The organism is Arthrobacter globiformis, from assembly GCF_030818015.1.
Lineage (GTDB): Bacteria > Actinomycetota > Actinomycetes > Actinomycetales > Micrococcaceae > Arthrobacter > Arthrobacter globiformis_C.
Map to the genome: position 1 here is coordinate 3,974,926 of NZ_JAUSZX010000001.1, position 21,557 is coordinate 3,996,482.

A 21,557-nucleotide genomic window follows, 5' to 3' on the forward strand; every position below is an offset into this window, starting at 1 on the left:
ACCAGCCGGAAAGAACCACGCCGGCCCCCACTTCATTGGAGGGGCCGGCGGCCTTTGGGGTGCGCTCAGGCGGGAGTTACCCCGAGGGCACCGGTTCCGGCTCGCGGTCAAAGGAGGCCGGGACTTTGTTGCCGCCCACTCCGAAGCGCGCGGTCACCGTGGTCCCCCGGCCGGGAGCGGACATCACCTGGAGTGTGCCGCCTGCCTCGCCGATGGTGTCGTTCATGATGCGCAGGCCGAAGTGTCCTTCCGGTGACCCGTGGCTCTGGTCGAAGCCGCAGCCGTCATCCTGTATGCGGATCTCCGAACGGTCGCCGTCCTGGTGGAGGTGGAGCTCGGCCTTCGTCGCCCTGGAATGCTTGGCGGTGTTGGCCAGGGCCTCGCGGGCCACCCGGTAGAACAGCGCCGCGCGGTCCCGGTCCAGCTCGCACTGTGCTGGCAGGTCAAGCTCCAGGCTGATCCCGCGCTCCTCGAGCGGATCGCCGAGCCGGGCCAGCGCCCCGGAGAGGCCGAGCCGGTTCAGGTCCGGCGGGTACAGCTCGCTGGTCATGGCGCGCAGGCTGCGGACGTTGTCCTGCAGGATCCGCCGGGCGTCGGAGAACAGCGCCCGCTGGCCAACCGGGCTGTGCAGTTCCTCGGACTCCATCACGTAGGACAGTCCCGAGAGCTCCTGGATCACTTCGTCGTGCAGGTCCCGGGCTATGCGCTGCCGCTCCAGCTCGGACGCTTCGATGGCCCGGCGGAGCAGGCGGCTCCGGCCGGCTTCGTACGCCTGGATCCGGCGTGCCAGCCGGACTGCCGGGAACAGCTGCGCAAGCTGCAGGACGGCAAGTGACAGCAGGAACGGCGGGACCATGCCGAACAGAACGGCCGCCTGCTCCTGCCGGACGCCGTCGTCGTCATAGTAGGTTTCAAACACGAGCTTCTGCCCGTCGGGGGCCGTGACGGGCACGTAGACCTCCACGAGCTCGCCGTTTTCGACGTCGGGCGTGTTGACCTCGTCCTTCTGCATTTCCAGGTTCGCTGGCACGTCCCCGCCGGCCAGGATTTCCTGCGCCTCGTGCGGCAGCCCGAACGTGTGGCCGATGAGCTTGGGGTCCTCCGAGTAGACGATGCGCCCGTTCTTGTCCCAGAGCCTGATCTCAAAGACGGACGTCTCCCCCATCCAGGGGCGGAGGCGCTCGTCGAGCCGGTCAACCGCGGTGGGATCGCCGGACAGGACTTCCGCGTCCAGCAGCGGCCCCACCACGTTGTTGGCCAGGTGGTCGGTGGCCTCCTTGGAGTTCTCCAGTGCATGGCGTTCAGCCTCGGACCAGATCCAGAAGGCCACCGGGGTGGTGACCACCACCAGGGCAACCAGCCCCATCAGCAGGAACCGCCGGACGGCCTTGAAAACCTCCGAGTTGTGGGAGGCCGTCAATTCGAACGGACGGAACAGGGCAGGTTTACGGAGTGATGGCCTAGCCATTGGACGGCTGCTCGAGCATGCCGCGCCGTGACGCTTCCATGACCGATTCGAGCTGCGAGTGGGTTCCAAGCTTGGCGAAGATCGCCTTCACATAGCCGCGGCAGGTGTTGAGGGAGATGTCCAGCTTGCTGGCCACTTCCTTCGACCCGTGGCCGCCGGCCATCAGCCGCAGCACATCCAGTTCCCTGGGCGTCAGCACGGGTCCGCCGGGCTCCACCACGCGGGCCGCGGGAGCCGGGGCAGGTGTCGACATGCCCAGCTGGGCCACCAGGGAGGGGTGGACCACCATGTTGCCGGCCCGAGCGTAACGGAGGGTGTCCAGCAGGGTGGACAATGATCCGCCCTTCGGCAGGAAGGCGCAGATGCCCATCGAGGCGGCGGTCCGCAACGCTTCCGGCGTCGGGTCGCCGGTGAGCATGACGATCCGGGTGTTCGGGGCGTCGGCCAGGATCCGGGCAGCGGCGGTGAGGCCATCGCCGTCGGGCAGATGGAAGTCCATGATAACGACGTCGGGCTTGAGGGCGATGCTCTGCTCCACTCCGCTCTTCGCGGTGGTGGCCGAGGCGACACTCCGCAGGTCGGGCTCGCGGTCGAGGGCCGCCGTCAGCAGTTCGGTGAACGTGCTGTGGTCGTCGATCGTCAGGATGCTGATTTCCCGGGTGATTTGCGATGTTGCCGGGATGGCAGCGTCAGAATCTGAGAGTTCCATTTCGTCCTCGCTGGCAGCCGTTGCCTGCAGCAGCCGTGCGTGTGCTTCCCGCAGCGGACGTCCCGGGAGGCAGCCGATCTCCTGGTCCATGACCCGGCGGCAGCGCCCGTAGGCCCGCAGTGCTTCCATGTATTGCCCGGATTCTTCGAGGCCCAGGACCAGGGCGGTCCAGGCGCGCTCGTTGATGGGATCGTCCACCAGCAGTTCGCTGGCCAGGGCCACCGCGCGCTCCGGGTGCCCGACGGCGACAGCGGCTTCCGCGGCCCGCGCCTTGATGCTGGCGACGCGTGCGGAGTGGAGCGCACGCTCCTCCTCGGCCCAGCCGGCCAGCAGCTCATCGCCGAGCAGCGGCACCGAGGTGATGTCGAGGGCCTTCTCGAGCAGCCGGAAGGATTCCTCCGGAGAGGCATGTCCGGCCTGCTTGAGCAGGTCATCGAAACGGTCGAGGTCAAGGTCAACCATGCTGCGGTCCATCATGTAGCCGCCTGTGACCGTGCGGAGGGCACCGCCCTTGCCGCTCCCCGGCTGGAGGTGCCGGCGCAGCACACTGACGTAGCTTTCCAGTGTGGACAGGGCCTCAGCCGGCGGCTGGCCGTTCCACAGAATATCGATCAGGTGGTTTTTGGAGACCGGGGTCCCCAGCTTGAGCAACAGGATTTCAAGGACCTGGCGGGGTTTGGGGCCGCCAAGTTCGTGGGATCCGATCACCACGCCGCCGCGGCGGACACGGAGCGGACCAAGGATGTTGATGGACAACTTCGTTGTTGTGCCACCGGCGTCTTCCGCTGAGTTAGGCATGTACTCGTCGTCATTGACTCTCCGGGACCAACGAGTATCTTCTGCAACCGTCTGAACCATTTGTCTGCACCTACTATCCCCATGAACTGCATTCCCCATGAATGGCTTGGATTCATACTTGTCACTCAGGCAAGTATGGGCACGAGTAGCGAGTACTCGAATTTCGGCCGGGACACTACTTGGGTGCCTTTGCATCGAGCGGGCCACCACTCGGTTGGGCCGGCCCTAGGCCACCCTGAAGCCCGCCGGGAGGTCGGCAGCGGGCCCAGAAACACCAAGTTTTTCCCAAGAACCCGGGGCTACATTCGTAGTACCGCAGTTAGAGCGGCACTACTGCGATCCTCGTCCCCGGAGGACCGCCGAATCAGCATGAAATGGGTGATCCAATGAGGCGGACCATGGCCGGCCCGGGTACAACCAAGTACTCCGAGTACTCGGCGATGAGCGTCTTTGGCGGCCGCTCCGGATTTCAAAAAAATTCTGCGCCGTGGGCCCTGGCACACGTCGTGTTACGAACGACACACATTAAAAAAGGCCGGGTAGTCCCATGAATGCGGCCGGCGCACTGCGCACGGAAATCCATTCCGTCCGCTTCCGGTTGCTGGCCACGCTGCTCGTCTTCATGGCTGTGGGCCTCTTTGTTGCCGGCGCGGCCACCCATGCGGCGCAGCTGAAAAGCCTCAATGACCGCGTCAACGCCGAGCTGCTGCAGCCGCGCAGCAACCTGGACGACTTGGCGAGCCGCGGCTCGCCAAACAACGGCGGTGCGGCCTACACCTCGCTGCACGATCTGTTTACGACCTATTTGCGCAACGGGGCGCCCGGAGGCGACGAGTCCGTGATGACCATGGTTCGGGGCGGCAACGTCATCCTGCCCCGGGCAAAGCAAGCAACCAACCTGAACACGGCGGCCGTCACCGACCATGTCTGGGACTGGAGTGTGCCCGGACAGACCGTGATGCGCGATATTGAGCTTGACGGCCGGCAGGTCCGCCTGGCCATCACGTCCGTTTCCCTGGCTCGGGGCCGCCAGGACCAGGGCCTGCTGATTGCCTCAAGCGAGATCGGCGCCCAGCGCGCCGAGGTTTTCGGTTCCATGTGGACGTTCGCCCTGGCGTCCCTGGTGACGCTCGCGCTGACCGGATTGGTGGGCTTCCTTGTCACCGGGCGGTTGCTGCGTCCCGTCCGTCGGCTCCGCGAAGCCACGGAAGCCACCACCTTTGAGGACCTGACAAAGCGGGTTGAGGTGCCGGACAGCACGGACGACGTGGCCCAGCTGGCCATGAACTTCAACCGCATGCTCGAACGGCTGGAGTCCGGCTTCGACAACCAGCGCCGCTTCGTCCACGACGCCAGCCACGAGCTGCGCACCCCCATGACCATCATCCGCGGCTACCTGGAGCTGCTCCGCGCCGGGGATCCCGACGACGTCGACCAGACCCGCATGCTCCTCCTGGACGAGCTGGACCGGATGCAGGTACTGGTGGACGACCTGCTGCTCCTTGCCCGCAGCGGCCGGCCGGACTTCGTGACTCCCGCCTGGGTGGAGGCCGACGACCTCCTGGAGGACGTCCTGAACCGGGTCCGGGTCCTCGGCGAGCGCCAGTGGCACCTGGACGCCAAGCCCGGCGGCCTGATCCGCGTCGACCGCCGCCGGCTTACCCAGGCGCTGGAGCAGCTCGCCGCGAACGCGGTCAAATACACCTCCGAGTCGGACCGGATATCGGTCGGGGGCGCGTGGGTGGAGAACGACGACGGCACCCCCCAAAGCGGTCGGGCGGTAGTTGTGCGGGAGCTGGCAGACTCGGCATCCAGGGAGCTGGAGATCTGGGTGTCGGACACCGGCACCGGCATTCCGGCGGACGACCATGAGCGCATCTTCGAGCGCTTCGGCAAGGGCAGCAACTCGGCGGCCTCGGAGGGCTCGGGCCTGGGGCTGTCCATCGTAAAGGCCATCGCCGAGGCGCATGGCGGCAGTGTGCTGCTGGAGTCCGAGGAGGGCAAGGGCAGCCGCTTCGTGCTCCGGATCCCCTCCGGCGGCAAGGACGCGGGCGGCGAAACGGATGATTCCCCCGCCGCGGACAGCGCCGGCCGAAGCGGCAGCGGCACCGAAGCCCCGGGCTTTGAGGGCCCCGCGATCAGGGGACCCGCGGTGAGGGGACCCGCCGTGAAGGGCCCCGCTGCCAAGGGACCGCGACACAAGGGAACGGGCGCCGCAGGCGGCAAACCGAAGCCGGCCGGACCGGCGTCGGGCATTGAACTGGCCACCCGGGCGGGAGGCACGCCTTGACCCGGATCCTGATCGCCGACGACGAGCCGCGCATCGCGGCCTTCCTCGCCAAGGGCCTCACGGCGGCCGGCTACACCACCACCCAGGTCTCCGACGGGGTGAAAGCACTGGATTACGCCACGTCCGGGGAGTTCGACCTCCTCATCCTGGACATCGGCATGCCCAGGATGGACGGCCTCACCGTCCTCAAGAACCTCCGCGACATGCACTCCACGATTCCGGTGATCATCTTGACGGCGGCGGACAGCCTCGAAAGCACGGTAGCGGCGCTCGACGGCGGTGCGGACGACTACATGACCAAACCCTTCCGGTTCGAGGAACTGCTCTCCCGCATCAAGCTACGGCTCCGGGGCGCGCAGGCGGTGACCTCCGCCCCGACATTCGTCTGCGGCGACCTGTCGCTCGACGTGAACCTGCGCACTGCCGAGATCGGCGGCCGCGTGATCGACCTGTCCGCGCGGGAGTTCGTCATGGCCCGGACGTTCATGGAGAACGCCGGCAAGGTGCTCAGCCGCGAGCAGCTCCTGAGCCGGGTGTGGGGCTACCACTTCGAGGGGTCCTCCAATGTGGTGGACGTATATGTGCGGTACCTGCGGAACAAGCTCGGCCAGGACCGCATCCAGACCGTCCGCGGCGTGGGCTACCGCCTCGTGTGCCTGCCCGGCCCCTCCGCAGCAGCTCCCGATGATGCAGCCGGTACCGGTGATGATGCAGAAGGCCAGTCGATTTAGGCCTCCCTGCCCACCCAACGCCGGGCCGCCGGGTTGCATGAGAAGACTCTCATCCGCGTCTCATCCCTGCCTCACCTTCACGCCTCAAAGTTGTTTCACGAAGGAGGTGGCAGGCCGATGAAGAGGTGGTTGTTGCTGAGCATTCCGCTGGTGGGTCTCGCCAGCATCACCGTCTGGGCGCAGGCTGTCACCGGGGCGCCGACAGGTCAGGAACCCGGCGTGATTGTTCGTGGACCGGACCCCCGCGACTCGGCCCTGAACATCGACGGCTTCACTGAAACCCTGCGACTGTCGCCGCTCACCCACCCCAAGGCCGGGCCCAGGGCCTCGTCACCGGCGCTCAAATCGGCGCCGCTGAACCCTGCCACCTCCTCCCCTCTCTCCACGAAAGCAGCGGAACCTGCTCGGACCGGGCCGGCACCAGACGACCCAGCCGATTCCAGCGAAGACCCCGACGTATCCTCCAATGATTCCGGCGTCGAGCTTGTGGAGCCGGCCCAGGTCACTTCCCCGGCAGTGGAACCCACTGACAATTCGACGTCCTCGAGCCAGCTCGACGGAAAAGGCGGTCTCACCGGCAACAACGGTCTCTCCGGCACCAACGGCAGGAGTGGCAGCAGCAATGAATAAGCGCACGCGGCGGCAACCCGAAGATGCAGTTTCCCCCCGCAATAAGGAGCCAGTGATGCACACGGAATTCCGCGATCTGTATGAACCTATTCCGCCGGAGCGATGGGGCTCCACGGTCGACTCCGCCTACGGTCAGCCGACCACCGTGATGGTGGACGACTCGGAACTCCATCAACAGGTTCTGGACATCATCCACAATGTGCTCGCCACAGCCGATCCGCGGTCCGACGTCAGGCGCCGGCTCCTGCGCCACCTGGCAGAGAACCCCGGGCATCCCGAACAGGCACTGCTGGACCACCTGCGCGACAGGAACCGACGCGGCGGTCGTTCCCCGCGCGCCGACCGGGCTTCAACAGTCGATCCGCACGTCTAGCAGACGGAAAACGCAGCTACAGCTGCCCACAGACCGGGTACCCGCCGCGGCACGGGTACCCGACGCATGTCCGGGTCCAGGTGGGTTTGTATGGTCCCTGTGTCCGGGCCCCTCTGTCCGGGCCCCGATGAGAAGTGGCCCGTCAGAAGAGCAGCAGCACGAAGCCCACCACAGTGCTGAGGATGCCCACTCCGGTCAGGATCCAGCCGAGGATCAGGATGATGTTGTCGTGCTTGGGGGGTCTCAGGCCCCAGCGCGACGGGTGGCAGAGGTCGTAATGCAGCTCCACCTTGGTGCCGGCCACCAGGCCCCGGGCGACGTCGGAGTCCACCAGGGTCTGGCGCGGGACGTTCTCCTGGTCCGTCCAGCGGAAGCCGGTGAAGCCGCCGGCGGTGTACACCTCACCCGTTGTTTTGGTCCAGGCGCAGCGGCGCCGTTCGATAATCAGTCCCCACACGAGCAACGGCGCGCCGGGGAGCAAGCCCACCCACGTCATCATTTCCAGGATGGGGCCAAGTACATCCGCGATACCGCCCATGCACCAACTTTAGCCGCCGGCCGGCATGCATTTAGCCCAATACAGGGCGTCAGCTGCCGGTTTCCTCGGGGTGCTCACGGGCCCGCTTCGCGTCGGGGGTTTCGCCCTGCTGCGGGATGAAATCCGGGTCCAGTTTGGTGCTGAGGTCGGTTTCATCGCCCGCAGGTTCGTCGCGGCCGGTTTCGTCACGGACCGGTTCTTCGGAAACAGTGCGGGTCTCGTCTGGGTTTTCGGTCATGCCCCCAACGTAATGCCCGCGGCCCTGCAGAGTCGAGCATCCACCGGCGCCGAGGATCCCGGGCAGCAGGGCACACCCACCGGGCGGACAGGCGACTCCCAGCAAACTGTGACACCCTTGTTACGATGACTTTCCAGCTCAGGGACCCCCGCCGTAAGAAGCAAGGCCGCCAACAGCAGGGCCGTCAGAAGCCGCGCCGGCAGCCGTCAGCCCGACGGATGCGCCTGGCAGCGGGCACCGGCTTCCTCTTCGCCGTGGCCACTCTGGCCTGCGCCACGGGCCTCGCCGCCACCTACTATTACTTCGTCCGGACCACCACGGGCCAGTTCATCGACGAGTCTGCCCTCGTGGAGGCCGTGGAAATCCATGGGCCCGCGGGCAAGGTGACCACCCGGTTCCTGGACTGGCTGCCCACCATCTCCCTCGTGATGGCCGCCGTCGTCGTTCTTCTGGTGACCGTGATTCACCGCCGCTGGCGGGCCGCGGGCATTGCCGTTGCGGCGTGCGTCGCGGCGAACATCGCCACGCAGGTGCTCAAGGACCTGCTGCCGCTGCGGCCGCACCGGGGCGTGGAAACGCTGGAGCTGAACTCGCTGCCGTCCGGGCACACCACGCTGGCGGCGTCCGCGGCGGCGGCCGTGTTCCTGATGGCGTCCCCGCGATGGCGCCCGTTGGCAGGCTTTGTCGGCGGTACGTTTGCGATCGCCTCGGGCATGTCCACGCTGGTGAACCAGTGGCACCGGCCGGCGGACGTGGTGGCGGCGTTCCTGGTGGTGGGCTGCTTCATGATTCCCGCGGGCTGGCTGATTCTCCGCAACGACGGCCACGAGTGGAACGTCTGGGACGGCTTCGGCGGGCACTGGGGTTCGGCGCGGCTGTGGATCGGGCTGCCTGTGGTGCTGGGGCTGGCCTCTGCAGCGGTGTCCGTGTACTCGCTCGTCATGATCGTTCCGGGCGTCGGCCAGGAGGCCAGCACCACCAACTACTTCTGGGCGGGCATCTCGCTGATCGTCATCGCCGGGTACCTGGCCACCGTGGCCACGACGTCCCTGTTCGCATACGCCGTCCGACGCCGGGACTAATCAAGGCGCTGACCTCACCGTCACCTTCCCCCCACCCAACTAGGTAGCACCACAGGGCGTTCTCAGCCCTGAAAACGCCCTGAGGTGCTACTCAGTTGGGGATGCGCAACCTTTACAAGCCCCGCCGGGGAGCCCACAATAAGTCGCACCACAGCCTCCACAGACTCAGCTGGGCGCTGTTACTGGACCTGCGAAAGCAGAGGTGCGCAGACATGAACGACCAAGCCGAGGCGGACAAGGCCCTGAAGGAAAAACACCGGGCCATGTGGGCGCAGGGCGACTACCCTGCCCTAGCCAGCGAGCTCCTCCTGGATCTGGGCGCCATCCTGGTGGAGGCCTGCAACATCAAACCGCGGCAGCGCGTCCTGGATGTGGGCGCGGGCGCCGGCAATGCGGCCATCCCCGCGGCCATGATGGGTGCGCGGGTGATAGCCAGCGATCTCACCCCGGAGATGTTCGACGCCGGTCGTCGGCAGGCTGCCGACCGCGGCGTTGAGCTCGAGTGGGTGGAGGCCGACGTCGAAAACCTTCCCTTTGCGGACAGCGAATTCGATGTCGTCATGTCCTGCCTCGGCGCCATGTTCGCCCCGCACCACCAGCCGACCGCCGACGAATGGGTGCGTGTCTGCAAGCCAGGCGGGACCATCGGCCTGCTGCACTGGACACCCGAGGGCTTCGTCGGGCAGATGTTCTCCACCATGAAACCCTTCGCTCCCCCGCCCCCGCCCGGCGCGCAGCCAGCGCCGCTGTGGGGCAGCGAAGACCATGTCCGTGAGCTGTTCGGCGACCGGCTGGGCGAGATCCGGGCGCAAAAGCGGACAGTCGCAGTCACCAGCTTCCGCCAGCCCGAAGACTTCCTGCACTATTTCAAGTCGCACTACGGCCCCACCATCTCCGTGTACAAGTCGCTGTCCGGTGACGAGGTGAAGGCCAGGGCCCTGGACGACGCACTCACGGAACTTGCCAGCACGTACATCGAAGCCCACGGCGACACGCCCTCGCAGATGGAATGGGAGTATCTGCTGCTCACGGCGAAGACCAATGCCAAGCCCCAGGAAACCGGGCTGTGACGGACTCCCCCGCCTCGCGCCGCGCCCTTGAGGTCGCCTCCATCCCGTCCTTCCGGAGGATCTACGAGCACCTGAACCATTCCACCTACGCCCACCGCAAGCACCTTCCCGGCATCTGCGACTTCACCCTGGGCAACCCGCACCAGATGCCGCAGGAGGCCTACGTTGACGCCCTCCGGGACGCGCTCCACCCGCATGACGACCAGTGGTTCGCGTACAAGACCAACGAGGTGGATGCCCGGGAGGCGGCGGCGGATTCCTTGGGCCGGCTGCTCGACGTTCCGTTCGAACCCGAGGACCTGTACCTCACCACCGGAGGCTTCACCGCGATCGCCCTTGCATTGAAGGCTGTTACCGATCCCGGCGACGAGGTCATCTACAGCCTGCCGCCCTGGTTCCTCTACGAGCCGCTCGCCGTCGAGGCCGGACTGGTCCCTGTCAAAGTCCGGATCGACCTCGAAACCTTCGACCTCGACCTGGCGGCCATTGAAGCGGCCATCACGGAGCGGACCCGTGTGGTGATCATCAATTCGCCAAACAACCCGACCGGAAGGATCTACCCGCCTGAGCTCCTCCGCCAACTGGCCACGCTCCTCGACGACGCGTCGGCGCGGATAGGCCGGCGGATCTACCTGGTGTCCGATGAGCCGTACAACAGAATCGTCTTCGACGGTGCCCGCTTCCACAGCCCCGCGGAGTTCTATCCCTACACGCTCCTTGCCTACTCCTACGGAAAGACGCACCTGTCGCCGGGCGAGCGGATCGGGTACCTGGCGCTGCCGCCAAGCATGCCGGACCGCAAGGAGCTCGGCACCGCCGTCGAAGCCATGCAGCTGGCCATGGGATGGATCTACCCCAACGCCGTGCTGCAGTACGCCCTGCCGCGGCTGGAGACGTTCACCATCGACGTCGGCCAGCTGCAGCAGAAGCGGGACCGGCTGGTCCAGGAGCTGGGCGGCATGGGATACCGGCTCCGGCCGTCCGAGGGCACCTTTTACCTGTTCGTCCACTCCCCCATTCATGATGACGAGGCCTTCACCGAGGCGCTGGGCCAGGAGGATGTCTTTGTGCTTCCGGGCGTCCTGTTCGAGACACGGGGGTTTTTCCGGATTTCCCTCACCGCTAGCGAGGACATGGTGGAGCGCAGCCTGCCCCACTTCCGGGCGGCCATCGAACGGGCGGGGCAGGACCGGCCCGAGGACGCCGAAATCAAGCTGCCCACGGGCCTGATCCCCATCATTCCCGCGAGCCCAAGAAAACTGCCCTGACCGGGCTATCCCCATCTTGGTGTCCTAAGTCAGCTTTTCCAGCAAGAGCCTCGCCTTTCCCAACCTCCGACTCACCCGGGCGGCTGTGGAACAGGTGTTCTGACCGACGACGGCGCGTCCCAGGCGAAGCGAAAGACGGCCGGCTGCCCCTCTAGGGCGGCCCAGCTAAAGGCTTGGGGGTTGCCGGCCCGGCATGTCAGGGGGGTGCACTGCCGGGCCGGCCAGCTGGCTCAGCGACCACTCGCGGCTGTGGCGTCGGACCAGATAGAAAGATCGTGTCAGCGGTTCCTAGGAAAATCCCGTTTAACCTTGGGGAACCCAGACCCCCACCCCACCAGCGGCCTCTCGCCGCCGCGGCACTGCTAACGCACCTTCCGGCTGGGGGGACCTTGCCTTCCCCGCATTCCAAGGTTCACCAGCAAATTCACCATGGAGTCCCGGAACAATATCGACAGACGGCATTCCCCTTCGCACCGGGATTTGCCGGCAACGCCGCCGGTCTCAGCGCATGCCGGAAGGGCCCGCGGGGCGGCACAGGTGGAAGGTAAATAAAATGATGAGCCCGGACCCGTATTCACCCGGTAACAGCCAGTGGCAGTCCCCCGCCCCGGAGGGGCTAGCTGCCCGGCACGCCGCCGGAGGCCCCGCAGCAGTTCCCGACCCGGCACGGGCCGGCCAACGGCCAGCCCAGCGCGCTCCCCAAGGGGGCATACTGCAGCGCCAACTGATGCGGCTCATCGGAGAAATCCTTGGCGACGAAGGCCTAAACTCGGAGACCCGGCTGTCGCTGCTCAGGCATATCTCCGAGCATCCCGGACACCCCGAACAGGCAATGCTGGCGCATCTGCACGAGATCCAACACCGAGGATGAAATCCGCCGACTCCTGGACTTCCGCCTACACGCAATTTTTCCGACGCCCCTGGAGCGGACCATGAAAACCAGAGCAGCCCTCACGCTAACCGTGGCGGGGATCCTCGTGACCGGATCCGCCGCCCTCGCCGTCAATACACAGGTTCTGAACACCACGCCGGCGGGCACCGGCAACGCGAACAGCGTCCTCCTGCCGAACAACTCCGGCAGGACTCCGGCCCCGGCCGCCGTCGTCAGCGCGAAAGCGACGCCTGACGTGACGTCCGCGGTCGGCGGCGGCACAGTTCCCGCCACCGCTAAGACTGCCGGGGCGCCGGAGTCCGGGGACGATAAAGGCGGCACCGTTACAAGAAATTCCGACGCCGGTCCTGCCGGGTCCCAGCCCGGCCGCACCGTCGGTTCCCTGTCCGACGCCGACCCCGCCGTGTCCCAGCCCGACGGCAACGTCCGTTCCCAGACCGACGCCGGCCCCGCCGTCGTCTCCGTTCAGCCTGGCGACGATAAAGGCGGCCTGCGCACCGCCCCGGAAGCAGGCGATGACCGGGGCGGCCTGCGCAAGGCGTCCGAACCTGGTGACGACAGCGGCGGACACGGTTCGGGCGACTAAGGCATCTCCGAAACTTGAACGCACAACGAAGCCCCTGATCTGGGCGGCCTCGCGCTTCTGCTGACGTCGGGCGCTCTTATCCAGCCCGACATCACCAACCCGGTGACAGCCGTGAAGCTCGGCTGCGTGCTCATCCTGATGCTGAACGGCCTGAGCATCGCCCCGGCCATGCACAAAATGTTCGCGCTTCCGCGGGATACCAGCTTCAGCGAACTGGGCCGCCGGCTTCGCACGCGCCTGCTGATCGCGCTCAGCATCTCGCAGGCGTGCTGGTGGACGGCCGCGCTGATCGGCCTCGTCAACAGCACCCTCCGCCGCTGGGCGGGGACCTAACCAGGACCCTGCGGCCCAACTACCTCGCAATAGTTGTCGTTTTCAGCCGTCAAAACGACAACTACTGCGAGAAGGTTGGGTAAGTGGCGTCAGTAGTTGCGGCGGTGCTTGAGCCTGGGGAGCACGACGGCGAACACACCTGCCGCTGCGAACCCCAGTACCCCCGTGGCCGTCACGCCGGGGCCGAGGGAGGCTGCAGCCGTCACCGCGGAGAGAAGCACAGGACCGCCGGTGGAGCCGGCGTCGGCCATGAACCGCCAGAGGCCCAGGAACTGCCCGCGGCCGCGGTCGGGTGAGAAGTCGGCGCCCAGTGTCATCACCAGGCCGGAGCTGATCCCGTTGCCGAAGCCGATCAGCAGGGCCGCGAGCAGGAGGCTGGGGAACCCGCCGGTGAGCGGGATCAGCACCAGCGCCACACCCATGATCAGGGTGGACGGGATGGCCACCCACTGCCGCCCGCGCCGGTCCATCACCTTGCCCGCCGGATAGAAGACCAGCATGTCGATCGCCCCGGAGAGCCCGTACACCAGCGAAGCATGCGTCGGGTCGAGGCCCAGGTGGTCGGCCCACAGCGGGATCACCACCTGGCGGGAGGTGCGCAGGGCGCTGAGCAGCAAAATGGCGATTCCGGCAGTCAGGAAAACACCGGCATGTGAGACGGCCACGCCGCGCAGGGTGGGCTCCGGACCGGTCTTGGCGGAGGACCCGTCCGCCGCCACCAGGTCGGGGACGGTTATGGCGAGCACGGCGGCAGCGGCCATGCCGGCCACACCCACCCAGTAAGCGCCGCTGATGCCGACGAAAGCGATGGCCACGGCGCCGATGAACGGACCGACGAACGTGCCGATCCGGCTCACGCCGCCCAGCGTGGACAGGGCACGGGCGCGGAATTCCACCGGTACGGCCTCGGTGAGGTACTTCTGCCGGGCCAGGCTGAAGACGGCGGCGGACATCCCGACGACGGCCATCGCCACCGCGAGCAGCCAGAGCCCGTTGCCAATGACCAGGGACACCGCGGCGGCCAGCAGGGCCAGCGCCCCGGCGGCGGCCGCGCCCACAATGGACCAGCGTTCGCCGAACTTCAGCGTAATCATGGAGGCCGGAAGGTTGAAGAACCACGAGCCGAGCCCGATCAGCGTGACGATCAGCGCCGCCACGGCAACGGACGCGCCCAGTTCACGGGCGGACAGGGCCACCACCGGCAGGATCGCTCCCTGGCCGATGCTGAACAGGAGCGCCGGGCCGAATGCCGGAACAGCAATGCCGCGGAGACTGAAGGGCGGCGGGCTGTTCGGCGGAGTCATCCTTTTTATCCTAGGTGCGGGCCAGGTCGCCCCCGCGGAAACGCGGGCCTCCACGAGGCCAGAATCACAAACAATTTGATTTACGGCGCCACGGGTTTAAGACCAGACCTTGGCGAAATTAACAAGTGTGCTTAGCCTTGTGTCAGGGCGAGGCGCGCGGACCCCAACTGGACATGAGTATTGTTCGGAAATAACTGAACAGCCGCAGGAGTGATCATGGAAGTCTGGCCGGGCAGCGCGTATCCACTGGGTGCGACCTTTGACGGGATGGGGACAAACTTCGCCCTCTTCAGCGAGGCGGCAACCGCCGTCGAGCTGTGTTTGATAGCCGGTGACGGCACCGAAACGCGCGTGGAACTCCTCGAGGCGGACGGGTATGTGTGGCACTGCTACCTGCCCCAGATCCAGCCCGGGCAGAAATACGGGTACCGGGTCTACGGACCCTACGACCCCGCCAAGGGCCACCGCTGCAACCCCAACAAGCTACTTTTGGACCCCTACGCCAAGGCCGTCGCCGGGCAGGTGCACTGGCACCCGGCGATGTTCTCCTACAACTTCGGCGACCCCTCTTCCCGCAACAACCAGGACTCGGCGCCGCACACCATGCTCGGCGTGGTGATCAACCCGTTCTTCGACTGGGCCGGGGACCGGCCGCCCCGGATCCCCTACCACCGCTCCGTCATCTACGAGGCACACGTCAAGGGGCTTACGGAACTGCACGCCGAGGTGCCCAAGGAGCAGCGCGGCACCTTTGCCGGCGTCGCCCATCCCGCCGTCATTGCGCACCTGCAGCGGCTGGGCATCACGGCCATCGAGCTGATGCCGGTGCACCAGTTTGTCAATGACGGGACGCTGCAGGAGCAGGGCCTCACCAACTACTGGGGCTACAACACCATCGGCTTTTTTGCGCCGCAGAACACCTACAGCTCGATCGGCCAGATGGGCCAGCAGGTCCAGGATTTCAAGGCGATGGTCCGCGCACTGCACCGTGCGGGGATCGAGGTGATTCTCGACGTCGTCTATAACCACACGGCGGAAGGTAACCACCTTGGCCCCACCATGAGCTTCAAGGGGATCGACAACGCCGCGTATTACCGGCTTCTGGAGGACGACAGGCAGTACTACGTCGACTACACGGGCACCGGAAATACCCTGAACGTGCGGCAGCCGCACTCCCTGCAGCTGCTGATGGATTCGCTGCGGTACTGGGTCACCGAGATGCATGTGGACGGGTTCCGCTTTGACCTCGCCGCCGCCTTGGCCAGGGAGTTTTACGACGTCGACCGGCTCTCCACGTTCTTCGAACTGGTGCAGCAGGACCCGATCGTGTCCCAGGTGAAGCTCATTGCGGAGCCGTGGGACGTCGGGCCGGGCGGTTATCAGGTGGGCAACTTCCCCCCGCAGTGGACGGAATGGAACGGCAAGTACCGCGACACCGTGCGCGATTTCTGGCGCGGCGAACCCGCAACGCTGGGCGAGTTTGCGTCGCGGCTGACCGGGTCGGCGGACCTGTACGAGCGGTCGGGGCGGCGCCCCGTGGCGTCGATCAACTTCGTCACCGCGCACGACGGCTTCACGCTGCGGGACCTGGTGTCCTACAACGAGAAGCACAACGAGGCCAACGGCGAGGGCAACCGCGACGGCGAATCCCACAACCGCTCGTGGAACTGCGGCGTCGAGGGGCCGACGACGGATCCCAAGGTCCTGGCGCTCCGGGCACGGCAGCAGCGGAACTTCATCGCCACCATGCTGCTGTCGCAGGGCGTGCCGATGATCCTGCACGGCGACGAACTCGGCCGGACACAGCAGGGCAACAACAACGTCTACTGCCAGGATTCCAAGCTCAGCTGGGTCAACTGGGACGCCATCGACATGCCGCTCATGGATTTCACGGCCGCGGTGAACCGGCTGCGCGCCAAGCACCCCACGTTCCGCCGCAGCACCTTCTTCGACGGCAGGCCGGTGCGGCGCGGCAAGGGCGAGAAGCTGCCGGACATCGTGTGGCTGAACGAGGACGGCATGGAGATGCTCCCCGAGGACTGGGGCCGCGGGTTCGGCCGGACCATCGGCGTGTTCCTCAACGGTGACGGCATCCAGGGCCGGGACGACCGCGGCCGCCGCATCACGGACGTAAACTTCCTGCTGTACTTCAACGCGCACGACGACGACATCAAGTTCACGCTCCCGTCCGGTGAGTTTGCCGATGCCTGGGACATGGTCATCAACACCGCCGGGACCGGAGTGGAACGCGGACCGATCGACGCCGGCTCGGTGCTGAAGGTCGCCGCGAAGTCCATGGCCGTGCTCCGTGCCCGGGATCTGACGCAGCCCGAGCCCAACCTCTCCGTGGCCCCCGGCCTCCAATCCCCCGACACCGCGTAAGCCCTCCCTCACCTAGGACCGGGACCCGGAAGCTCCTTGATCCGCTGGCCCTGCACGTGGTCCGGCGGACGGCCCCCGGCGCAGCCCGCGGCTCAGCCGGCGACCCGATTGCCTGACAGGTCAGTGACGTTTGCCACGACCGGTATCGGTATGTATTTTTACTCTCACAGCAATCTTCCGGGCGGCATTCAGGTAAAACTGAGGTCTCGCCGTCGTACTCGGATGATTAACAATACGAGCGTCTCTCCTGCCTGGTCCAGCCGGAATCTTCGGGGCAGCAGCGATGAGCCGTTCTGCCGCGCGCTGACCCCGCCGGGGCTGTCCCGGCGGCCACTTCATGTTTGGGGGACGTAAACACCATGACCGTATCCAAATGGGTCGCCGCCGGTTCGTCAGCAGCCGTGTTCGCCGGCGGGCTCTTCATCGGAGCCCCCACAGCCGCCGCAGCACCGGGGGATGCCGCCTGCCTGCAGGCCTTCACCCAGTTTGAGGGTGCCCTTTCTGCCGCCGGTATCACCGAGGCAACTGTCGCCGATGTCGAGTCCAAGGCCGCAGTCACGGCGGACGCCGAGGCGGTTTATCTCGCGATGGTCGAAGCAGCCGGTGCAGTCCCCGCGGCTGAACTCGCGACTGCACAGGCAGCGCTGGATGACGCCATCGCAGCAACAGCAGCGGCAGAGGAAGCAGAGGAGGAGGCCGAGGATTCGGGCGATCCGGCCGCCATCAGTGCTGCCGAAGACGCCACGGAAGCGGCCGAGGAGGCCGAGGACGCGGCCCGGCAGGCCGTGACGGACCTGACGGCGGCATACGAAGCAGCCATCAACACGCCCGAGATCGTCGAGGCCCGGGACGCCTTCAATGCAGCGGCCGCCGAGTTCGAAACCTTGCTGGCAGCCGTCTCGCTCGACGAAGCTACTGCCACCAATCTCATGGGACTGTTCGAGGCGTACGTCACGGCCTGCAATCCCGGCGCCGTCGGCGTCGATCCCGTCGCTACGCCGCCGGTCACGGCACCGGGCGGAATCACGACCTCGCCGGTCACTGCGCCGGAAAGCACGACGCCGGCCGTCGCCAATGCGGTCAATGTGGCTCCCGCCAAGGCCGGCACCGCGGCAGCCGTCACGAACAAGGGCCTCAACGTGCAGACCGCGGCAGAAGCCGAGCCGGGCGTCCACCCCGGACTGGCGCTCCTCGCCGGGCTCCTCGCGGCCGGCATCGCCGTGCCCGCGGCCGTCGCCGTGAGGATGCGCCGCCTGGAGCGCAGCCGCAACTAGGCATTTCACGTTGGAACCGCAGACGACGGCAAGCCAGCGCCGGCCCATCCGCCGGCGCTGGCTTGCCGTGCCCACAGTTGCTGCGGCGGGTTTGGCGGCCGCTCTCTTCCTGGCGCCGTCGAACGCTTTTCCCCCAAGCGGCGGCAGCACCGCCGTCGCACCTTCAGCCGTTCCTTCGGTGGTGGGTTCACCGAGTGCCGCGCCCGTCGCCCGCAAGGCGATGCGGCCGGTGGCGGCGCCGCCGACGTCGGTGTCGATCGACGCAGCCGGCCTGAACGTGCGGGTCCTGCCGCTGACGCCGAGTGCGGACGAGCTGGCTTCGCAATCGCTCGTGCCGCCGCTGACTCTCGACGCGTACTGGCTGACCAGCTACGGCCTGCCGGGTGCGGGGTCCACCAATACGACATACATCGTGGGGCATAGCTGGGACGGCCGGGATGCTCCGTTTAACCGGCTCAGCGACAAGTCGCTCGTGGGCAAGGCGGTCACGGTCACCACTGCGAAGGGCACGCTGAAGTACGTGGTGGATTCGGTGACGACGCACGACAAGAACACGCTCAAGGACAGCGACATCTGGAACGTCGTGCCCGACCGCGTGGTGCTGATCAGCTGCTACACCGAGGACCCGTGGGGCAAGAACGTCGTGGTTACGGCCTCCCCTGCCCCGTAGGGACGCTTCCTCAGCTTTCGTCGCCTCTCCCCCAACGCTCCCTCAGCTTTCGTCGCCTCTCCCCAACGCTCCCTCAGCTTTCGTCGCTTCTCCCCCGACGCGTCCTCAGCTTTCGTCGCCCAACGCCCGACGCGTCCTCAGCTTTCGTCGCTTGTTTCCTGGACGCGGGCGACTTCCTTCTCGCAGTCCTCTGGACCCACGGCGCCGTCCTGAACCAGCCGGCCCCTCTCCCCATGGGCATCATGCGCAGCACCGCCACAATCCGCTTCATGAACGACGAGACCTGGAAGACAGGCTTGTCTCGCCGGCATCCGGCGCCGCGGTGGATGGGGCGGCGATTCCGGCGAGCGCCGTTAGGGCGACGAGGGCAATGACGGTGCTTTTGAGCAGCACACGGTTCTCCTTCAGTGCGGTAGGGACGCGGCCGCGCTTCCCGGATTGGGAACGTCCGACGGCGCGCCCCACCACCCTGCCCACCGGCAGGGCGGTGGGGCACTGTTGCCTGACGCCCCGAGTGAACAGGGCATATCGTGCGCCGCCGGTTGAGCCTGTCGAAAACCAGCGTGCGGCACCCTTGGCCTCGACAGGCTCGATCAGCGGTGAGGAAGTGTCAGGAAAAACCGGACGAGAAGTGAGGAAGTGTCAGGAAAAACCCGACGAAAAGTGAGGACGCGTCAGGAAAAACCCGACGAAAAGTGACGCGTCAGGAAAAACCCGACGAAAAGTGAGGACGCGTGCCGGGAACCTTGATCTCGACGGGCTCGATCAGCGGAAGGGAAGACGGGCGGGAGGGCTAGCCGACGTGGATGCCGGGGCGGCGGGCCGGGTCCGGCTCGTTTTCGCGGATGATCTCGCGGACCACGGGGGCGGTGTCGCCGCGGCCCAGCAGCAGGTAGCGCATCAGGTGGGCCAGCGGGTTGCCCTCGGCCCACTCGAAGTACGCGTGCGGCCGGACTCCCGTGGCAGCGTGCAGGGCCAGCAGGATCGCCGCGATGGCGTTGGGCGCGGCCGGGCTGGTGGCGCGAAGGACCCGGTGCCCTGCCACCTCCACTCCCCGCACCGTGAGCACGTCGCTGAAGCCCGACGGGTCCGTGATGTCGATCTCCAGGAACATCACGTCGGCCGTGCCGGGCACCGGGTTGTTCTCCCGCTGTGCCGCTTCCTTCTCCGCGTACTCCTTGGCGTCCCTGGCCTGGGGGCGGTTGGCGATAATGTTGATCCGCCCGTCGTAGTCGATCGTGTCCGTCACGAAGCGGCGCGCGGCCTCGTCGAACTCAATCCGGTCCACCCGCAACTCGGTGGTCCGCGAGACGCGGGACACCAGCGAGACCACCACGATACCCAGGATGAAGAACCCGGAGATCGCCAGGCCGTCCGGCTTCTCGATCACGTTCTCCGCCAAGGCGTAGAGCATCACGAGGGTCAGGATGGTGAAGCCGACGGCGGCGCCGCGCTTCTTCTGGCGCGCGGCGGAGATGCTCACGGCCACCGCGCCGGAGACCATCATGAACAGGATCCCGGTGGCGTATGCGCCCGCCTGGGCGTTGACGTCGGCCTTGAAGCCGATGGTGATGAGGATGCTGATGGCCGTGTACACCAGGACCACGGGCCGCACCGCGCGGGACCAGTCCGGAGCCATGCCGTAGGAAGGCAGGTACCGGGGCACGATGTTGATCAGACCGGCCATCGCGGACGCGCCGGCGAACCACAGGATCAGGATGCTGCTGATGTCGTAGACGGACCCGAAGCCGTTGCCGAGCCGCTCATGCGCCAGGTAGGCCAAAGCACGGCCATTCGCCGGCCCGCCTTCCTGGAACGCCTCGGCCGGGATCAGCACGGTGGTGACGAAGCTGCTGCCGATCAGGTACACGCTCATCACCACGGCCGCCGTCGTGAGGAGCTTACGGGTGTTCCGGATCCGGTGACGCAGCACCTCTTCCGGAGACGAACCGGTTGCCTTCACCAGGGGCATCATGCTGACGCCGGTTTCAAAGCCGGAGAGTCCCAGCACCAGCAGCGGGAACGCCAGGATCGCGGGCCCGGCGATGTTGCCAAAGCCGCCTCCAAACGAACCCAGTGAAGACATCCAGGCGGCGACGGCACCCGGCGGGGTGACGGCGTCGTAAATGCCGGTGCCGATGATGACCGCATTCAGCAGCAGAAAGACGCCCACCAGCGGGATGGCCACGGCCACCGCCTCGGAGAAGCCCAGCAGGAACACCCCGCCCAGGATCAGCAGCATCACCACGGTGATGGGGACGGCCTGGCCCTCGAGGAACGGCGGAAGATAAGGGTTCTCCAGCATGTGCACGGTGGCGTCGGCGGCGGACAGGGTGATGGTGATGATCCACGACGTCGCCACGAACCCCAGCAGTACCAGCACGAACACCTTCCCGCGCCAGAACGGCAGCAGGTTCTCGAGCATGGCCACGGACCCTTGCCCGTGCGGGCTCTCGTGCGCCACCCGCCGGTACATCGGCAGCATGCCCAGCAGCGTCAGGGCCACGATCAGCAGCGTGGCCAACGGCGACAGCGCCCCGGCGGCGAGCGCGGCGATGCCGGGGAGGTAGGACAGCGTGGAGAAGTAGTCCACGCCCGTCAGGCACATGACCTTCCACCAGCTCTGCTGGTGCCCGGTGCCCTCGGCGGACTCCGGCCCGACCGGCTGGTGCACCTTGTGCTCCAGCAGCCACCGCGTGAGTGCGCCGCCTGGGCCGTTCTCCCGCTCTGGGTTGGGCACGCTGGCCGGAACGGAGTATTGGGCTGGTGCGGTCATGAAGTGTCTTTCTGGATTTGGGGAAGGTCCGCCGTCGGGCCGCTGTAGAGCGGCGGGAGGGCAGCCGGGAGCGGCCGGAGCGCACCCGCCGTCGGGCGGCGGGAGAGGCGTCCGACGGCGGGGGCTACTTCGTTGCTCTGATGAG

General features: G+C 66.8%; 20 protein-coding genes. 13 read left to right on the forward strand and 7 right to left on the reverse strand.

Annotation, left to right across the window (positions count from 1 at the left end; translation table 11 throughout):
• Window positions 1-76 precede the first annotated feature (76 nt).
• A complete protein-coding gene (locus QFZ23_RS18590) occupies window positions 77-1,468 on the reverse strand; it encodes a sensor histidine kinase (protein WP_306925178.1) in 1,392 nt (463 codons plus the stop codon).
• Complete coding sequence (locus QFZ23_RS18595) at window positions 1,461-2,975, reverse strand: BTAD domain-containing putative transcriptional regulator (protein WP_306925179.1); 1,515 nt, start codon at window positions 2,973-2,975, stop codon at window positions 1,461-1,463. The genes QFZ23_RS18590 and QFZ23_RS18595 overlap by 8 nt, the downstream gene beginning before the upstream one ends.
• 547 nt (window positions 2,976-3,522) lie before the next feature.
• Here QFZ23_RS18595 and QFZ23_RS18600 point away from each other — a divergent pair.
• The 4 genes from QFZ23_RS18600 (at window position 3,523) to QFZ23_RS18615 (ending at window position 6,999) form a co-directional block, all read left to right on the forward strand.
• Window positions 3,523-5,265, forward strand: a complete 1,743-nt coding sequence (locus QFZ23_RS18600) for a sensor histidine kinase (RefSeq protein WP_306925181.1) — start codon at window positions 3,523-3,525, stop codon at window positions 5,263-5,265.
• Window positions 5,262-5,996 (forward strand): response regulator transcription factor, encoded by a 735-nt coding sequence (locus QFZ23_RS18605; RefSeq protein WP_306925182.1) that lies wholly within the window; start codon window positions 5,262-5,264, stop codon window positions 5,994-5,996. Before QFZ23_RS18600 ends, QFZ23_RS18605 begins: the two co-directional genes overlap by 4 nt.
• A 117-nt stretch (window positions 5,997-6,113) precedes the next feature.
• Window positions 6,114-6,626, forward strand: a complete 513-nt coding sequence (locus QFZ23_RS18610) for a hypothetical protein (RefSeq protein WP_306925183.1) — start codon at window positions 6,114-6,116, stop codon at window positions 6,624-6,626.
• 55 nt (window positions 6,627-6,681) lie between these two features.
• Window positions 6,682-6,999, forward strand: a complete 318-nt coding sequence (locus tag QFZ23_RS18615) for a hypothetical protein (protein WP_306925185.1) — start codon at window positions 6,682-6,684, stop codon at window positions 6,997-6,999.
• 142 nt (window positions 7,000-7,141) lie between these two features.
• Here QFZ23_RS18615 and QFZ23_RS18620 read toward each other — a convergent pair whose 3' ends face one another.
• Together QFZ23_RS18620 and QFZ23_RS18625 are read right to left on the reverse strand one after the other, a co-directional pair.
• Window positions 7,142-7,537 (reverse strand): hypothetical protein, encoded by a 396-nt coding sequence (locus QFZ23_RS18620; protein WP_306925187.1) that lies wholly within the window; start codon window positions 7,535-7,537, stop codon window positions 7,142-7,144.
• A 49-nt stretch (window positions 7,538-7,586) separates the two neighbouring features.
• Entirely contained in the window at window positions 7,587-7,775 is a 189-nt protein-coding gene (locus tag QFZ23_RS18625; protein ID WP_306925188.1) for a hypothetical protein, read from the reverse strand.
• A 125-nt stretch (window positions 7,776-7,900) separates the two neighbouring features.
• On the opposite strand from QFZ23_RS18625, the gene QFZ23_RS18630 reads away from it, so the two are divergent.
• The 6 genes from QFZ23_RS18630 to QFZ23_RS18655 all read left to right on the forward strand — a co-directional run bounded on the left by QFZ23_RS18630 (window position 7,901) and on the right by QFZ23_RS18655 (window position 13,006).
• The gene (locus tag QFZ23_RS18630; RefSeq protein ID WP_373427901.1) at window positions 7,901-8,857 is read left to right on the forward strand and encodes a phosphatase PAP2 family protein; all 957 of its coding nucleotides are present in this window, start codon (window positions 7,901-7,903) and stop codon (window positions 8,855-8,857) included.
• 212 nt (window positions 8,858-9,069) lie between these two features.
• Window positions 9,070-9,927, forward strand: a complete 858-nt coding sequence (locus QFZ23_RS18635; protein ID WP_306925189.1) for a class I SAM-dependent methyltransferase — start codon at window positions 9,070-9,072, stop codon at window positions 9,925-9,927.
• Window positions 9,924-11,195, forward strand: coding sequence for an aminotransferase class I/II-fold pyridoxal phosphate-dependent enzyme (locus QFZ23_RS18640; RefSeq protein ID WP_306925191.1), 1,272 nt, complete (start codon window positions 9,924-9,926; stop codon window positions 11,193-11,195). The genes QFZ23_RS18635 and QFZ23_RS18640 overlap by 4 nt, the downstream gene beginning before the upstream one ends.
• A gap of 553 nt (window positions 11,196-11,748) precedes the next feature.
• Window positions 11,749-12,066, forward strand: a complete 318-nt coding sequence (locus tag QFZ23_RS18645) for a hypothetical protein (RefSeq protein WP_306925193.1) — start codon at window positions 11,749-11,751, stop codon at window positions 12,064-12,066.
• A gap of 61 nt (window positions 12,067-12,127) precedes the next feature.
• Window positions 12,128-12,673 carry a hypothetical protein gene (locus QFZ23_RS18650; RefSeq protein ID WP_306925195.1) on the forward strand — a complete coding sequence of 182 codons (546 nt, stop codon included), beginning with the start codon at window positions 12,128-12,130 and terminating at the stop codon, window positions 12,671-12,673.
• 102 nt (window positions 12,674-12,775) lie between these two features.
• Complete coding sequence (locus QFZ23_RS18655) at window positions 12,776-13,006, forward strand: hypothetical protein (protein ID WP_306925197.1); 231 nt, start codon at window positions 12,776-12,778, stop codon at window positions 13,004-13,006.
• Between the two features lie 89 nt (window positions 13,007-13,095).
• Here the strand turns inward: QFZ23_RS18655 and QFZ23_RS18660 are convergent, their stop codons facing one another.
• Complete coding sequence (locus QFZ23_RS18660) at window positions 13,096-14,310, reverse strand: MFS transporter (RefSeq protein WP_306925199.1); 1,215 nt, start codon at window positions 14,308-14,310, stop codon at window positions 13,096-13,098.
• Between the two features lie 216 nt (window positions 14,311-14,526).
• On the opposite strand from QFZ23_RS18660, the gene glgX reads away from it, so the two are divergent.
• The 3 genes from glgX (at window position 14,527) to QFZ23_RS18675 (ending at window position 18,636) form a co-directional block, all read left to right on the forward strand.
• Window positions 14,527-16,692 (forward strand): glycogen debranching protein GlgX, encoded by a 2,166-nt coding sequence (gene glgX / locus QFZ23_RS18665; RefSeq protein ID WP_306925201.1) that lies wholly within the window; start codon window positions 14,527-14,529, stop codon window positions 16,690-16,692.
• Between the two features lie 359 nt (window positions 16,693-17,051).
• Entirely contained in the window at window positions 17,052-17,966 is a 915-nt protein-coding gene (locus QFZ23_RS18670; RefSeq protein WP_306925203.1) for a hypothetical protein, read from the forward strand.
• 10 nt (window positions 17,967-17,976) lie between these two features.
• The gene (locus tag QFZ23_RS18675) at window positions 17,977-18,636 is read left to right on the forward strand and encodes a class F sortase (protein ID WP_306925205.1); all 660 of its coding nucleotides are present in this window, start codon (window positions 17,977-17,979) and stop codon (window positions 18,634-18,636) included.
• A gap of 267 nt (window positions 18,637-18,903) precedes the next feature.
• On the opposite strand, the gene QFZ23_RS18680 is transcribed toward QFZ23_RS18675, so the two are convergent.
• Both QFZ23_RS18680 and QFZ23_RS18685 read right to left on the reverse strand, forming a co-directional pair.
• Window positions 18,904-19,029, reverse strand: a complete 126-nt coding sequence (locus QFZ23_RS18680; RefSeq protein ID WP_306925207.1) for a hypothetical protein — start codon at window positions 19,027-19,029, stop codon at window positions 18,904-18,906.
• Between the two features lie 400 nt (window positions 19,030-19,429).
• On the reverse strand, window positions 19,430-21,412 hold the full coding sequence (locus QFZ23_RS18685; protein ID WP_306925209.1) for an amino acid transporter: 1,983 nt from the start codon (window positions 21,410-21,412) through the stop codon (window positions 19,430-19,432).
• Window positions 21,413-21,557: the final 145 nt, after the last annotated feature.

Coding starts and splice junctions, on each gene's coding strand:
- QFZ23_RS18590 (WP_306925178.1), bottom strand. CDS start 1,468: ATGGCTAGGCCATCACTCCGTAAACCTGCCCTGTTCCGTCCGTTCGAA.
- QFZ23_RS18595 (WP_306925179.1), bottom strand. CDS start 2,975: ATGCCTAACTCAGCGGAAGACGCCGGTGGCACAACAACGAAGTTGTCC.
- QFZ23_RS18600 (WP_306925181.1), top strand. CDS start 3,523: ATGAATGCGGCCGGCGCACTGCGCACGGAAATCCATTCCGTCCGCTTC.
- QFZ23_RS18610 (WP_306925183.1), top strand. CDS start 6,114: ATGAAGAGGTGGTTGTTGCTGAGCATTCCGCTGGTGGGTCTCGCCAGC.
- QFZ23_RS18615 (WP_306925185.1), top strand. CDS start 6,682: ATGCACACGGAATTCCGCGATCTGTATGAACCTATTCCGCCGGAGCGA.
- QFZ23_RS18620 (WP_306925187.1), bottom strand. CDS start 7,537: ATGGGCGGTATCGCGGATGTACTTGGCCCCATCCTGGAAATGATGACG.
- QFZ23_RS18625 (WP_306925188.1), bottom strand. CDS start 7,775: ATGACCGAAAACCCAGACGAGACCCGCACTGTTTCCGAAGAACCGGTC.
- QFZ23_RS18630 (WP_373427901.1), top strand. CDS start 7,901: ATGACTTTCCAGCTCAGGGACCCCCGCCGTAAGAAGCAAGGCCGCCAA.
- QFZ23_RS18635 (WP_306925189.1), top strand. CDS start 9,070: ATGAACGACCAAGCCGAGGCGGACAAGGCCCTGAAGGAAAAACACCGG.
- QFZ23_RS18645 (WP_306925193.1), top strand. CDS start 11,749: ATGATGAGCCCGGACCCGTATTCACCCGGTAACAGCCAGTGGCAGTCC.
- QFZ23_RS18650 (WP_306925195.1), top strand. CDS start 12,128: ATGAAAACCAGAGCAGCCCTCACGCTAACCGTGGCGGGGATCCTCGTG.
- QFZ23_RS18660 (WP_306925199.1), bottom strand. CDS start 14,310: ATGACTCCGCCGAACAGCCCGCCGCCCTTCAGTCTCCGCGGCATTGCT.
- glgX (WP_306925201.1), top strand. CDS start 14,527: ATGGAAGTCTGGCCGGGCAGCGCGTATCCACTGGGTGCGACCTTTGAC.
- QFZ23_RS18670 (WP_306925203.1), top strand. CDS start 17,052: ATGACCGTATCCAAATGGGTCGCCGCCGGTTCGTCAGCAGCCGTGTTC.
- QFZ23_RS18685 (WP_306925209.1), bottom strand. CDS start 21,412: ATGACCGCACCAGCCCAATACTCCGTTCCGGCCAGCGTGCCCAACCCA.